Source organism: Streptomyces sp. NPDC046759 (genome assembly GCF_040645475.1).
Classification (GTDB): Bacteria; Actinomycetota; Actinomycetes; order Streptomycetales; family Streptomycetaceae; genus Streptomyces.
This window is the reverse complement of the sequence record NZ_JBEYYJ010000044.1, coordinates 1-13990: the sequence shown is the minus strand read 5'-3', so window position 1 is coordinate 13990 and position 13990 is coordinate 1. Positions and strand designations below refer to the sequence as shown.

13 protein-coding genes are annotated in these 13990 nt (G+C 74.4%); 6 read left to right on the top strand and 7 right to left on the bottom strand.

Annotated features, from left to right (window positions below; genetic code table 11):
• Nucleotides 1-58 precede the first annotated feature (58 nt).
• Together ABZ919_RS38115 and ABZ919_RS38110 are read right to left on the bottom strand one after the other, a co-directional pair.
• Nucleotides 59-952, bottom strand: coding sequence for a M48 family metalloprotease (locus ABZ919_RS38115; protein WP_361257807.1), 894 nt, complete (start codon nt 950-952; stop codon nt 59-61).
• Nucleotides 949-1332: a BlaI/MecI/CopY family transcriptional regulator gene (locus tag ABZ919_RS38110; protein ID WP_361257804.1), complete on the bottom strand. Its 384-nt coding sequence runs from the start codon at nt 1330-1332 to the stop codon at nt 949-951. The genes ABZ919_RS38115 and ABZ919_RS38110 overlap by 4 nt, the downstream gene beginning before the upstream one ends.
• 185 nt (nt 1333-1517) lie before the next feature.
• Here ABZ919_RS38110 and ABZ919_RS38105 point away from each other — a divergent pair, with 185 nt between their 5' ends.
• Nucleotides 1518-3002 carry a hypothetical protein gene (locus ABZ919_RS38105; RefSeq protein WP_361257801.1) on the top strand — a complete coding sequence of 495 codons (1485 nt, stop codon included), beginning with the start codon at nt 1518-1520 and terminating at the stop codon, nt 3000-3002.
• On the top strand, nt 2999-3946 hold the full coding sequence (locus ABZ919_RS38100; RefSeq protein WP_361257798.1) for a lysylphosphatidylglycerol synthase domain-containing protein: 948 nt from the start codon (nt 2999-3001) through the stop codon (nt 3944-3946). Before ABZ919_RS38105 ends, ABZ919_RS38100 begins: the two co-directional genes overlap by 4 nt.
• Before the next feature lie 412 nt (nt 3947-4358).
• Here ABZ919_RS38100 and ABZ919_RS38095 read toward each other — a convergent pair whose 3' ends face one another.
• Genes ABZ919_RS38095 through ABZ919_RS38075 form a run of 5 tightly spaced genes read right to left on the bottom strand, consistent with a single transcriptional unit; the run spans nt 4359 to nt 8352 of the window.
• Nucleotides 4359-5726, bottom strand: coding sequence for a HAMP domain-containing sensor histidine kinase (locus tag ABZ919_RS38095; protein ID WP_361257795.1), 1368 nt, complete (start codon nt 5724-5726; stop codon nt 4359-4361).
• Complete coding sequence (locus ABZ919_RS38090) at nt 5723-6388, bottom strand: response regulator transcription factor (RefSeq protein WP_361257792.1); 666 nt, start codon at nt 6386-6388, stop codon at nt 5723-5725. Before ABZ919_RS38090 ends, ABZ919_RS38095 begins: the two co-directional genes overlap by 4 nt.
• On the bottom strand, nt 6342-7097 hold the full coding sequence (locus ABZ919_RS38085) for a phosphatase PAP2 family protein (RefSeq protein WP_361257790.1): 756 nt from the start codon (nt 7095-7097) through the stop codon (nt 6342-6344). The genes ABZ919_RS38090 and ABZ919_RS38085 overlap by 47 nt, the downstream gene beginning before the upstream one ends.
• Nucleotides 7094-7693, bottom strand: a complete 600-nt coding sequence (locus ABZ919_RS38080; RefSeq protein ID WP_361257787.1) for a hypothetical protein — start codon at nt 7691-7693, stop codon at nt 7094-7096. Before ABZ919_RS38080 ends, ABZ919_RS38085 begins: the two co-directional genes overlap by 4 nt.
• The gene (locus ABZ919_RS38075; RefSeq protein WP_361257784.1) at nt 7693-8352 is read right to left on the bottom strand and encodes a DedA family protein; all 660 of its coding nucleotides are present in this window, start codon (nt 8350-8352) and stop codon (nt 7693-7695) included. Before ABZ919_RS38075 ends, ABZ919_RS38080 begins: the two co-directional genes overlap by 1 nt.
• Nucleotides 8353-8621: 269 nt before the next feature.
• Between ABZ919_RS38075 and efeU the strand changes: the two genes are divergently transcribed.
• The 4 genes from efeU to ABZ919_RS38055 all read left to right on the top strand — a co-directional run bounded on the left by efeU (nt 8622) and on the right by ABZ919_RS38055 (nt 13833).
• Nucleotides 8622-10652 carry an iron uptake transporter permease EfeU gene (gene efeU / locus ABZ919_RS38070; RefSeq protein ID WP_361257781.1) on the top strand — a complete coding sequence of 677 codons (2031 nt, stop codon included), beginning with the start codon at nt 8622-8624 and terminating at the stop codon, nt 10650-10652.
• Between the two features lie 56 nt (nt 10653-10708).
• Nucleotides 10709-11980 carry an iron uptake transporter deferrochelatase/peroxidase subunit gene (gene efeB / locus ABZ919_RS38065; protein WP_361257778.1) on the top strand — a complete coding sequence of 424 codons (1272 nt, stop codon included), beginning with the start codon at nt 10709-10711 and terminating at the stop codon, nt 11978-11980.
• A gap of 115 nt (nt 11981-12095) precedes the next feature.
• Complete coding sequence (locus ABZ919_RS38060) at nt 12096-13265, top strand: HoxN/HupN/NixA family nickel/cobalt transporter (protein WP_361257775.1); 1170 nt, start codon at nt 12096-12098, stop codon at nt 13263-13265.
• 82 nt (nt 13266-13347) lie between these two features.
• Nucleotides 13348-13833 carry a DUF5709 domain-containing protein gene (locus ABZ919_RS38055; RefSeq protein WP_361257772.1) on the top strand — a complete coding sequence of 162 codons (486 nt, stop codon included), beginning with the start codon at nt 13348-13350 and terminating at the stop codon, nt 13831-13833.
• Nucleotides 13834-13990 lie beyond the last annotated feature (157 nt).

The following is a 13990-nucleotide window of genomic DNA, read 5'->3' as shown; positions in this document are numbered from 1 at the left end:
CGTGCGCACGCGGCGCAGCCGCATGTCGACACCGCTCCGCGCCCCTTCGGGGGCGCTCTCAGTCCAGCACGCCTGACAGCAGGCGCAGCAAGTCGTCCGTCGCGTCGGCGGCGAGCAGGGCGGGCAGAGCGCCCAGCAGCAGGACGGCCGCCGCGGCCGGCCACAGCCGCGGGGGCGGGCTCGTCTGCAGGGCCGCGATCCGCCGGGTGACGGCCCGGTCGGTGAAGTGCAGGGCGCAGGCGGTGTGGTCCCGGCCGGCGGTGAGCGCGGCCCGGGCCAGTGCCCGGGCCGCGGTCCGCCGGTCCCCGACCGTGGCCGCCGCCTGCTCGTCGGCCCACCGCTCCACGAGGAAGCCCACGGCCCTGCGGACCGGCGCGAGCAGCGGGTCGGCCGCCGCCGCGAGCGTCGCCGCCGTGAGCAGCGGCCCGTGCCGGTGGGTGAGATGGGCGCGTTCGTGTGCGAGGAGCACCCGCCGCTCGGCGGGCCCGAGGACGCTCAGCATCCCCGAGGTGACCAGGATCCGGCCCGGTCGGCCCGGTATCGCGAACGCCCGCGGCACCTCGCAGGCGGCGACGATCAGCTCGGTCCCCTCCGGGTGCGCCGCGCACAGCAGGCGCAGGGCCCGCCGGGTGCGGGCTTCGGCGCGCACGGCCCGGTACACCCGTACGGCGATCGCCGCCAGCGCCAGGCAGGCGGCGAGCCCGATGGCCCCGGGCACCGGATCGGTCACCGGATGTCCGTCCGCACGGGCCTCGCGGATCACCGGCGGTGCGTGCCCGACGAGCGCGGCGGCCAGCAGGAACAGCGACCAGGTGGTGGCGGCGGCGGTCAGCACGGCCGCCGAGGCGAGCACCCGGGCGGCCAGAGCCGGAGCGACCCGCCGGGCGGTCAGCGGGCCGACCGCCGACAGCAGCAGCGACAGCACCAGCGGGCTGTACACGTCGAATCTCATGCGCCCCCTCCGGCGAGCAGTTGGCGCAGCGCCCGTTCCTCCTCGCAGCTCAGCCCGGTCACGAACTGCTGGAGCGCGGCGATCGGGTCCGGACCCCGGTCCAGCGCTTCGTGCATCGCCTCGGCGGTCAGCTCGGCCGCGTTCTTCGCCGGACGGTAGGCGCCGCGCCGCCCGTCGGCGTCCCGCAGCACCAGCCCCTTGTCGTAGAGGCGTTTGAGGATGGTGTGCACGGTGTTGTAGGCGAGTCCGTCGTCGATCTCGGCCTGGATCTCCGCCGGGGTCAGCGGCCGCTCGGTGGCCCAGAGCGCGGCCAGCACCTCGCTCTCCAGCTCACCGGCATTGCGCCGCTCCGGCCTGCCGCGGGCCCCTGTGCCAGCCATGTCCCAACCTTACAGCGCGTAGTGCCGTCGGCCGGATGGCCCCGTCGGCCCGGCGGAAGGCCGCGATTCAGGGTAGTTTGACGGTGTTTTCCCCTTGGGTCCACGGTGTTCCCGATTCCCGTCCTCGACCCTACAGGTTGTAGGGTTGACAAGGGCTCCGCAGGCCGCGGGGCAGAGGGGTGATCATGGCCGGCAGCGCCCACGCCACACTCGCCGGGATACGGCGGGAACGCTCACTGCGCATGTCCGGGGGTGTGCGGCGGCCCGGCGCCACGGCGGCGCTCGGGCTCGTGGCGGCCGCCTTCACGCTGGCCCAGCTGCTGCTCGTCCGGCCCGGAATGGGCCTCGGCTGGGACGAGACGGTGTACGTCAGCCAGGTCAGCCCGCACGCCCCGGCGGCCTTCTTCAGCGCGCCCCGGGCCAGGGGCGTCCCCCTGCTCGTCCTGCCGGTCGCCTCCTGGTCCTCCTCCACCGCCCTGCTGCGGATCTATCTGGCGGTCCTTTCCGGACTCGCCCTGTTCCTGGCCCTGCGCGCCTGGCGCGGGCTGTTCCCGGGGCGCGTCCTCGCCCTCGGCGGCGCCCTCTTCGCCTCCCTCTGGGTCACGCTCTTCTACGGCCCGCAGGCCATGCCCAACTACTGGGTCGCGGTCGGCGCCCTGGCCGCCGTCGCCTGCTTCCTGCGCGCCCGCCGCGGACAGGAGCGTTCCGTCCGGTGGGGCCTGGCGGCGAGCGGGGCGCTCATGGCCGGGATGCGGCCCATGGACGCCGTCTGGGCGGTGCTGCCGCTGCTCGCCCTGGGCCTCGCCCGGCGCCCCCGCCGGGTAGTCGCCTTACTGCTCGCCGGGCTCGCGGCCGGCGAGGCAGCGTGGGTGGTCGAGGCCTGGGTGCGGTTCGGCGGCCCGGTGCACCGGCTGGCCGACGCCTCGGCGGTCGAGGGCGGCCTCGGCTGGCATCTCGCCGTCGCCGACCAGCTGCGCAGCCTCGGCGGCCGGGCGCTGTGCCGCCCCTGTACCGGCGCTCCGCCCGCCCCGGCCGTCACCGTCTGGTGGTTCGTCCTGCCCGTGCTCGCGCTGATCGGGCTCGCCGTCGCCGTACGCGCCCGTCGCCCGGCCGCCACGCTGCTGCCGCTCGCCTGCGGGGCGACCGCGGCCTTCCCCTACCTGTTCCTGATCGGCTACGCGGCTCCGCGCTTCCTGCTGCCGGCCTACGCGCTGCTCGCGCTCCCGGTCGCCGACGCGCTGGTGTACCTGGTGCGCGCGCCGCGCCGGCCCTGGCGCCCGGTCGTGGCGACGCTCCTCTGCCTCGGGCTCGCGGCCCACCTCGCGGTGCAACTCGCCGTCCTGGTGCACACGGTGGACACCGCCGGTGCAGAGCGCCGCGGCTGGTCCCGCACGGCCGCCACGCTGCACCGGCTCGGTGTCCGCCCGCCCTGTCTGCTCACCGGGGGCGAGGCCATCCCCGTCGCCTTCTACACCGGCTGTGCCTCGGCCGCGACCGCCGGGCACAACGCCAACAGCACCGGCGCCCAGATCGCCGCCACCGCCCGGCGGATCCCGGTCGCCGCGCTGGTGTCCGCCGGCTCCCGGCCGCCCGGATACGCCCGCGCCTGGCCGTCCGAGCCCTATGACGGCGGACGGCTCTCCTACTCGGTGCCCAGGAGCGGCCCATGACATCACCGGCGGACCTCGCCGCCTCCCTCGGCCGGCGCCGCGCGTACTGGCACGCCGGTGTCCTGCTCACCGTCCTGCTCGGTGCGCTGTACGTGGTCCGCCGGCACTGGCCCACGGTCGAGAGCGGGGCCGGGCGGCTGGCCGGTGCCGACCAGGGCTGGCTGCTGGTCGGCGCGACGGCGGCCCTCGGCACCTGGGCGGCCTCGGCACTCGCCCAGCAGGGCGCGGTCATACGGCGGCTGCCCGGACGCCTGCTGCTCGCCGCCCAGTTCGCCGCCTGTGCCGCCAACCATCTGCTGCCCGCGGGGCTCGGCGCGGGCGCGGTGAACGTCAGGTTCCTGATGCGCTGCGGGCTGCCCGCGGGCCGCTCGGCCAGTGCACTCGCCGTCAAGGCCACCGCCGGCGCCACGGTCCGCCTGGCACTGATAGCGGCCCTCGCCCCGGCCTGCCCGGGTCTGCTGCGCCCGCCACGGTTGTCCCCGGCGGCGTTCGCCGTCGTCCTGGGCGGACTCGTGCTGGTCGCCGCCCTGCCGGCGACCCCCTGGTGGGCGCGCTGCCGCCGGGCCCTCACGGCCGTCCTGGCCGACCTCCGCGCCCTGCACGGCTGCCCCGCGCGATCGGCGGCCCTGTGGGGCGGCTCCCTCGCCTTCGCCGCACTGCACTCGCTGGTCCTCATCGCCGTCACCCAGGCGGTCGGACTGCCGCTGCCGCCGCTCCAGGTGGCCCTGCTGTACCTCGCGGCCAGCAGCGCCGCCGCCCTGTTGCCCACCCCGGGCGGTCTCGGCTCCCTCGACGCGGCGCTCGCCCTCGCCCTCACGGTCGCCGGGGCCCCCGGCGCGGCCGCCGCCTCCGCCGTGCTCGGCTACCGGCTGCTGACCGTGTGGCTGCCCCTGCTGCCGGGGCTGCTGGTGCTCGGGCTGCTGGTGCGGCGCAAGGCCGTGTGACGCACGGGGGTGGGCCGCGCACTCCGGCACAGGCAGGACCCGGGTGCACGTGGCGTCTCCGGAGGGCAGAGCCATGCCGGGGACGACACGACGGGGCGGCCGAGCCAGGCGTTCTTCACGCCGGTACGCCGTCCTTGAGCCGCGTTCCTGTCCGCGCACCGCCCGGGCTGCTGCCCACCACGCCCGCTGCCCACCACGCCCGCTGTCCTCCGACGTACGGACGGCTCCGACGCCGGAGACCGAGGACCCCAGCCGGCAGATGGCAGGGCCGCGCACGGCCCGCCCGGACGGACCGCACGCCGCCCCCGACCGCAGTGGCGCTGCCCGCTCCATCGGCCGGCGGGACGACGCGACCGGGACGTCCCCGAGGCGCGCGAGGCGGAGCGGGCCATTTCGTGGGTGCTCAGGGCGCTCAGCCGGCGGGCAGGGTCACCACGAACCGGGCCCCGGGCGCATGCCCCGGCTCGTGGGACACCTCGCCGCCGGCGGAGCGGGCCAGGCGCCGCGCGAGCGGCAGGCCCAGGCCCGCGCCGACGTGGCCGTCGCCGGGATCGGCCCTCCTGCCCGGCTGGAAGAGCTGGTCCGTGAAGGCTCCGGGCACGCCCGGACCGTCGTCGGTGACCTCGACCCGTACGCCGCCGGCCGTCCGGCGCGCGGAGAGCGTGACCGTCGTACGGGCGTAACGCACGGCGTTCGCCAGCAGCGGGCTGACGATCCGTTCGAGGAGCGCCGGCTGGAGCCCGGCCGTGAGCGGCTCCGGGCCGACCCGGGTGACGATCCGCACCGCGGCCGGGACGTCGGCGGAGGCGGACAGGCGGTGCAGCACGGCCGGCACGTCGGCCGTGCCGGGTGCCGTCGGCACACCCTCGCGGGCCTGGTCCAGCAGCGTGTCGCAGATGGTGCGCATCGACTGCGCGGCCTCGGCCACGACCTCGTGACAGGCCCGGGTCTCGGCCTCGGAGCGGGGGCGGGACCGCCACCAGTCCAGTTCGGCGACGATCCGGCTGAGCGGGGTGCGCAGTTCGTGCGACAACTCGCCGGTCAGCTGCCGCTCGTGTCGCAGCACTGCCCGGATCCGGTCCAGCAGGGCGTCCAAGGAGGCCCCGAGCGCGGCCAGTTCGGCCGGCCGGCCCCGGCCCGCGAAGCGCTCCTCGGAGCCCACGGCACTCCACTGCGTCGCCTGGTCCGTCATCGTCCGCACCGGACGCAGCGCCCGGCCGACCGCCAGCCGGGTCAGCGCATAGGTGCAGGCGAGCATCACCGCGTCCAGCGCGAAGGAGCCCAGCAGCAGCGTGCCGGCCGAACTGCGGTACGGCGCCAGGTCCAGCGCCGTGACCACGGTGGCCCCGGCCCCGGGCACCGGCTCCGCGCACAGCCGTACGGTGTCGGGCCCGTGCACCGTGGCGCAGCCGCCCTGGCCGCGCGCGGCCAGGGCCCCGGCGGCGTGGGTGAGCTTGCCCGCCCCGGCCGGAGGCCGTTCCAGCAGCCGGCCGCCCGCGTAGATCCACGCGTTGGTGTCCAGGAGCCGGTCGCCGGAGGTCTCCAGCACCCGTACCCGGCCGCGCCGGGTGTCGACGGTCGTGGCCACGGCCGCAGCGCGGGTGCGCAGCTCGTCGTCGGCCTCCCGCTGCAGGCGGTGGCGGGCCACGGTGTTGAACGCGATGGTGAGGGCCAGCATCAGCAGCGCGGCGGTGGTCAGCGCGACCAGTGAAAGGCGTCCGCGCAGGGTGCGTGGCGCCAGACGGGCGAGGACGTCTCGCGTGCGGCGGGGCGGCCTCATGTCAGCCGGTGGCCGATCCCGCGCGCGGTGGCGACGGTCCGCTCGCTGCCCGCCGTGCGCAGCTTGCGGCGCAGCCGGGTCAGGTACTGGTCCAGCGTGTTGTCGCTGACCTGCGCCCCCTCCGGCCAGCCCGCGCGGAGCAGCTCGCGGCGGCGCACCAGCTCTCCGCCGGCCGCGCTGAGCGCCGCCAGCAGCCGGAACTCCGTCGGGGTGAGGTCGACTCGCCTGCCGTGCACGGTGACGCTGTGCCGGACGGCGTCCAGCAGCAGTCCGTCCACGGCGGCCGGCGCGGCCCGTGGGGCGGTCCGGCGCAGGGCGGCACGCAGCCGGGCCGCCAGCTCCGCGAGGTGGAACGGCTTGGGCAGGTAGTCGTCACCGCCGGCCGAGAAGCCCGACAGCCGGTCCGTCAGTCCCTGCCGTGCGGTCAGGAAGACGACCGGGGCCAGGAAGCCGCCCGCCCGCATCGCCTGGCAGACGTCGCGGCCGTCCGCGTCGGGCAGCCCGACGTCCAGCACGACGGCGGACACGTCCGGCGTCGCCAGGCGCAGCGCGGTGGCGCCGTCGCCGGCGCAGACCGTCTCGAAGTCCTCGTCGTGCAGTCCGCGGCGCAGTACGTCACGCAGGGCGTGATCGTCCTCGACGATGAGGATCCTGGGGTGCATCTCTCTCCACCGGCCCGCCGGCCGTGTCACTCGGGTGCGGTGTGCCCGGGTCCGGGGCACGGGGGACGAATCGCCCGGGCGGCCACCGGGCCACCACCAGGACGAGGACACCGAGCCAGCCGGCGGCGAACAGCCAGCCGCCGACCACGTCGGTGAACCAGTGCACGCCCAGGAAGACACGGGTCAGCCCGACCCCCGTCCCCCAGCACGCGACCAGGACGCACAGCGTGGTCCTGCCGCGCGGCGCGCGCAGGCACAGGGCCACGATCAGCAGACCGGCCGTCAGCGCGGCCGTGGTGGTGTGCCCGGAGGGGAACGACCAGCCGGAGGCCCGGGTCTGCCAGTCGTACTGCGGCGGCCGGGTCCGGCCGACCAGGTCCATCACGCCGTAGCGCACCGCCTGACCCGCGCCGAGGCAGACAGCGCAGAGCAGCACGGCCACCAGCCGCTCCCGCGCCGTGCGTCCCGCGATCAGCCCGGCCAGGACCACCAGGACGTACGGTACGACGCCCGTGCCCGTGGCGGTCAGGGCGCGGGCCACCGCGAGCGCGACCGGCGGGCGGTGCCCGACGGACCAGGACAGCAGGCTCTGGTCCAGGTGCAGGGGCCCACCGTGGCCGCTCGCCACCACCGCGGCCAGCGCACCGAACGCCGCCCAGGCGCACAGGACCACCATGCCCGCAGGCTTCGCGAGCCGTCCGGGCCTCATGCCGTTCCCGGCGGACGCTGCCGGACCCGCGACGGCCGGCCCGCCGGCCGTCGCCGCAGGACGCTCGCCGCCGGGAAGCCGGCCGGCCCGCCGAGCGCCGCCCCCGCGACGGCGTCGTGCGGATACGGGACCCCGGCCCACGTCCGGGAGGCCGCCGTGGCGAGTGCGCACACCGGGGCGGGCGCGCCCGGCCGGGCGGCGAAGAACAGGGCGGCCGCCGCGCTGACGGCGACCGCGGTGCGCCTGCCCGGGACCGAGCGGTCGCCGCGCGGGGGGCCCGCCTCCGGCGTCCGCGAGGCCCGCCCCCGGCCCGGCCGGTCCTCGGCCGTATGCGGCTTCACCCCGCTGTCCACGACGAACGCCGTCGCCACCGTCGCCGGCGCGGTCAGGAACGTCAGCGCCGTCAGGGTCGCGGTCGCACCCCGCCGCCGGGCCCGGCACCGGTCCGCGCCCCTGAGCTGCGCGAACAGCGCCGGGCCGGACGCCGATCGCGCCGCCGTCGTGCCGCCGAGCGGGCCGGGTGAGCGAGGGGCGAGATCCGCCCCGTCGGCGTGGAGTGGCCCGTCGGCCGGCGTGACCGACGGGGCGTGCCCCATCAGCGCATCTCCTTGGCCGCCCTGCGCGAGCGCAGCACCTCGGCGACGAGCGGCAGCACGGACACGACGACGATGAGCGCGATCAGCGGGAGCAGGTACTTGTCGACGTTCGGGATCGAGGAGCCCAGTGCGTATCCGGCGAGCGTGAGACCGAGGCTCCACACGAGCCCGCCCGCCACCTGCCAGAGGGTGAAGGTCCGGGCCGGCACGGCGAGCGCGCCCGCCATCGGGTTCAGCACCGTCCGCACGACGGGGATGAAGCGGGCCAGCACGATCGCCTTCGCGTAGCCGTAGCGCTCCAGCAGTTCCTCGGCCCGCCGCGCGCCCTCCCGCAGTTTCGCCGACCGGCTGCGCGCCAGCAGCGCGCCGCCCGCCTTGCGCCCGAGCAGGAACCCGCACTGCGAGCCCGCCAGGGCGCCGACGGCCGCCGCGACGAGCAGCGGGCCGAGCGAGAGGTGCACGCCGCCGGCGGACGTACCCGTGCACAGCAGCCCCGCCGTGAACAGCAGGGAGTCGCCGGGCAGGAAGAATCCGATCAGCAGCCCCGTCTCCGCGAAGAGCACCACGCCGACGCCGAGCACGCCGAAGGCGGCGAGCAGGGAATGGGCGTCGAGCACGTTGACCGCGAGCTGCGACGCCAGGTGTGGGGGAGTGGCCATCGGCGTACGCCTTTCCATGGGGCTTCGACTGCGACGTCGGCTTCGACCGGCTTCGGCTTCGACCGGCTTCGGCCTCGGCTCGGCTTCGACTGGATCTGACTACACATTTGTAGACCGTCTACCAACCTGTAGACGACGGTAGGCGGCGATCGCTCCTGGACTTTACCCCCCCATTACCTCTTTATGACCGGCCGACTACACGGCCGTCGCCATGATGGTCCGCGAAGGTAAGGTTTGCCTTCACTAACTGGCAGGGAGGGCAGCAGGGCATGTGGGACGACGCGTTTCCGAGTTTCCTGATCGGGCTCAGGGAGGGACTCGAAGCCGGACTCATCGTCTCCATCCTGGTGGCCACCCTGGTGCGGGCCGAGGCGCGCTCGCGCCTGCCCCAGGTCTGGACCGGCGTCCTGGCCGCCGTGGCCGTCGCGATGAGCTTCGGCGCGGTGCTCACCTTCACCGCCGCGTCCATGCCGGCGACCGCCCAGGAGGCCTTCGGCGGCACCCTCAGCGTGATCGCTGTCGCGTTCGTCACCGCCATGGTGTTCTGGATGCGCCGCTCGGCCCGCAGCCTCTCCGGCGAGTTGAAGGAGAAGGTGACCGGCGCCCTCGCCATGGGCTCCGGCGTGCTGATCCTCACCTCCTTCCTCGCGGTCGGCCGTGAGGGCCTGGAGACGGCCCTTTTCCTGTGGACCACCGCGCAGGCGGCCGGTGAGTCGGCCGGTCCGCTGACCGGCGCCGGGATCGGCCTCGTCCTCGCGGCGGGCCTGTGCTGGGGCCTGTACCGGCGTGTCCTGAAGATCAACCTCACGAAGTTCTTCACCGCCACCGGCGTCGTCCTGATCGTCATCGCGGCCGGCGTCCTCGGCTACGGCCTGCGTGACCTCCAGGAGGGCGGCGTCCTGCCCGGCGGCACCGCCTACGCGGTCGACCTCGCCGGCAGCGTCGACGCCGGCTCCTGGTACAGCACGCTGGTCCAGGGCGTGCTCAACCTGACCCCGACCATGACCTGGCTGCAGGTGGTGGCCTACGTCGCCTACCTGGCCGTCGTGACGACCCTGTTCGTGCGCGGCGTGCGGGCCTCGGCCCCGAAGCCGGCGAAGGAGCGTGCCGCGGGCGAGCCGGAGCGCGCGCGGCCCGAGCGGCGCCGGCCCGTCTGGGTGGTGCCGGCCGCCGTGGTCGCCGTACCCGCCGTGATCGCCGGATGCGTCGTCGCCCTCTCCAGGCCCAAGCCCGCCGGCGACCAGACGGTCGCCGTCTCCGAGAGCGACTGCGGCAAGGGCTTCAGCGCGCCCAAGCCCGGCCGGCAGACCTTCAAGATGCAGAACACCGGCGGCAAGACCTCCGAGGTCTACCTGGTCGACCCCTCGACCGACGCGGTCTACGGCGAGATCGAGGGCCTCGCCCCCGGCACCACCCGCGACCTCGTCGCCACCGTCGCCGGCGGCACCTACGCCTGGCGCTGCGTGCCCACCGGCGGCAGGGCCGTCACCTCCAAGTCGGTGACCGTGAGCGGAGGCGGGGCCGCCAAGCCGGTCGCGCCCGTCTCCGAACAGGACCTCGCGACCCCTCTGAAGGCGTACAAGGCGTACGTCGAGCAGGGCCTGGACACCCTCGTCACCCAGACGCGCACCCTCGACGACGACATCGAGCACGGCCACCTGGACAAGGCCCGCACCGACTGGCTCACCGCCCACCGGACCTACGCCTCCCTCGGCGCCGCGTACGGCACCTTCGAGGACTACGACAAGAAGATCGACGGCCGGGCCGACGGACTGCCCGACGGCGAGCGGGACAAGGACTTCACCGGCTTCCTGCGTCTCGAGTACGGCCTGTGGCACAACCAGTCCGCGAGCGACCTGAGCGCCTCCGCCAAGCAGCTCGTCACCGACGTCCAGGGCCTGCGCAAGGCCTTCCCGAGCCAGGACTTCGACCCCGGCGACCTGCCGCTGCGCTCCCACGAGATCCTGGAGAACACCCTCCAGTTCGAGCTGACCGGCGACACCGACGAGGGCAGCGGCACCGGCCTCGCCACCGCCGACGCCAACCTCGCCGGCACCCGCGAACTGCTCACCGTCCTCAAGCCGCTGCTCACCAGCCGCGCCCCCCAGCTGCTCCCGACCGTGGACGCCGACATCGCACGCGTGCAGAAACTCCTGGACGCGGCCCGCCACGGCGCCGACTGGACCCCCGTCGAGAAGCTCGCCGCCGACGACAAGCAGCGTCTCGACGGCGCCACCGGGCAGCTGCTGGAAGACCTCGCCCCGATTCCGGACCTCCTCGAGATCCGGAAGTCCGCCTGATGACCGACGCCCGCCCGACGCCGTCCGCGTACCCGCATTCCGAAGGGACCCCTGCGATGCCCACTGCCGAACCGTCGGCCTGCCCCGTCGGCCCCGCCCGCCGCTCCTTCGTGCGGACCGCGCTGGGCGCCGGTGCCGCCGGAGCGGTGCTGGCCGGCGGCGGCTTCGCGCTCGGCGAGAGCGGCGGCACCGCGCAGGCCCAGCAGGCGAACGCCGACGGCACCGCGAAGGTCCCCTTCCACGGGGCCCACCAGGCCGGCATCGTCACCCCGGCACCTGCCGCGGCCACCTTCGTCTCGCTGAACGTCATAGCCGAGGACCGCAAGGGCCTGGCCGACCTGCTGAAGACCATCACCGAGCGGGCGCGGTTCCTCACCTCCGGCGGCATCCCCACCGACCTGGGCGTCGGCGCGCCGCCCTCCGACAACGGCATCCTCGGTCCCGAGGTCCCCTCGGACGGCCTCACCGTCACCGTCGGCGTCGGCGCCTCACTGTTCGACGACCGCTACGGCCTCGCCAAGGCCAGGCCCGCCCGGCTCACCCCGATGCGGACCTTCCCCAACGACAACCTGAACGCGGCCGAGTGCCACGGCGACCTGTCCCTGCAGATCTGCGCCCAGAGCACGGACACCGTGCTGCACGCCCTGCGCGACATCGCGCGCCACACCCGGGGCGCCATGCAGATCAAGTGGCGCATCGACGGCTTCCAGAACGCCCCGCGCCCCACCGGTGCCCAGCGCAACCTGCTCGGCTTCAAGGACGGCATCGCCAACCCGGACGTCACCTCCGCGCGCGAGACGGACAAGCTGATCTGGGTCGGCGACGGCCAGGGCGAGCCGGCCTGGGCGGCGGGCGGCAGCTATCAGGTCATCCGGATCATCCGGATGCTGGTCGAGTTCTGGGACCGGGTCTCGCTCACCGAGCAGGAGAAGATGTTCGGCCGCCGCAAGGACACCGGCGCCCCGCTCGACGGCGCCAAGGAGACCGACATCCCCAACTACGCCAAGGACCCGCACGGCACCGCGATCCCGCTGGACGCCCACATCCGCCTCGCCAACCCGCGCAGGGCGGACACCGACAGCTCCCGCATCCTGCGCCGCGGCTACAACTACGACCGGGGCGTGGACAACGTGGGCGACCTCGACATGGGCCTGGTGTTCTGCTGCTACAACCAGGACGTCAAGCGCCAGTTCGAGGCCGTGCAGACCCGGTTGATCGACGAGCCGCTGGTGGACTACATCTCCCCGACCGGCGGCGGCTACTTCTTCGCCCTGCCCGGCGTCCGGGACAGCAGGGACTGGCTGGGCCGGGGCATGTTCTCCGCCTGACCCCGAAGGCCTGCCGCCGTCCGGGCAGTTATTGCACATCAGTTGCAAGTGCGGTTGTATAGCGCAAGGCTGTGCTGTGCAGCCGTACCCGCACCACCGAAGGATGACCCTCCCGATGACGGCCGCCCCTGGTTCCGCTCCGTCCCTTCCCGCCCAGGCCGACGCCAAGCGCTCGGCCTGGAGCCGAGTCCGCGGCTCCATGACGCGGCAGGAGTGGATCAGGGTCGGTTCGATGGCGGCCTTCGTGCTCGCCCTGCACATCATCGGCTGGGGCACCCTGATCGGTGTGATCGCGCCGCAGCACTTCAGTGTCGGCACCGGATCCGCCGGAAAACCGGTGGCCTTCGGCATCGGGATCGGCGTGACCGCCTACACCCTCGGCATGCGGCACGCCTTCGACGCCGACCACATCGCGGCGATCGACAACACCACCCGCAAGCTGATGGGCGAGGGACAGCGTCCGCTGTCGGTCGGCTTCTGGTTCTCCCTGGGCCACTCCAGCATCGTCTTCGGCCTGGCGCTGCTGCTCTCGCTCGGCATGAAGACCCTGGCCGGACCGGTGCGCGACGGCAACTCGCATCTGCACGAGGTGACCGGCCTGATCGGTACGACGGTCTCCGGCACCTTCCTGTACCTCATCGCCGGCATCAACCTCGTCATCCTGGCCGGCATCTGGAAGGTCTTCCGGCAGATGCGCTCCGGTGCCTACGACGAGGCCGCCCTGGAGACGCAGCTGAACAACCGCGGCTTCATGAACCGTCTGCTCGGCCGGGTCACCGGCTCGATCAGCAAGCCGTGGCAGATGTACCCGCTGGGCCTGCTGTTCGGGCTCGGGTTCGACACCGCGACGGAGATCGCGCTGCTGGTCCTCGCCGGCTCCGGCGCCGCCTCCGGCCTGCCCTGGTACGCCATCCTGTGCCTGCCGGTGCTCTTCGCGGCCGGCATGTCCCTGCTGGACACCATCGACGGCTCGTTCATGAACTTCGCCTACGAGTGGGCCTTCTCCAAGCCGGTCCGCAAGGTCTACTACAACCTCACCATCACCGGCCTGTCCGTCGCCGTCGCCCTCCTCATCGGCACGGTGGAACTCCTCGGCCTGCTCGCCGACAAGCTCGGCCTGCACGGCGCCTTCTGGGACTGGATCTCCGGCCTCGACCTCAACATCGTCGGCTTCGTCATCGTCGGCCTGTTCTTCGCCACCTGGGCCGTCGCCCTGCTGGTGTGGAAGGCGTGCCGGATCGAGGAGAAGTGGACGGCGGGCCTGGCCGAGCAGGCCGCCGACTGACCCGGACGCCGGGCGCGGGGTTAATGATCCCGTTGCGGGAAACGCGGACCTGGACCCCCCGTGAGCCCAGGAGGAGGCGACCATGAGCGACCAGCAGTCCGAGCAGACCCCGATGGCGGACGACGTCTACCAGCCCACCGGAACCAACGAGGAGCAGGAGGACGCCGGTCCCCTGGACCTGCAGGACGCGGTCGGCGAGCGCACCTACGACGACGTCCTCGACGAGGGCTACTCCCCGCCCGAGCGGCCGCTGGGCGTGACCAAGCGGGGCGTCACCGCCGCCGAACAGCACGCGGGGGAGACCCTGGACGACCGGCTCGCCCAGGAGGTCCCGGACGCCCAGCCCGCGGCCGGCGACGGGATCGGCGACCTGCCGGGCGGCGAGGGCGAGCCCGTCGATCCCGAGGCCGGCGAGGCCCGGGCGGGCCGTCTGGTCGCTCCGGACGAGGGCGCCCACGCCGAGACCGTCAAGGAGGAGATCGCCCGGGACGTCGGGATCGACGGGGGAGCGGCGGGCGCCGAGGAAGCGGCGGTACACGTCGTACCGGACGAAACGGACCTGCCCTAGGGGCGCGGCAGTGTGCGAGCCACCACCCACCGCCCGCGCCTTGCCAGGGACCCCGACGGGCGCTAGGGCCTGTGTGAGGTCGTGATCAATCTCGGGTTCTGGTCCCGTGCGGGGGCGGGACCTGGTAGGACGCTGGGTGTGACACGTAGGCAACTCA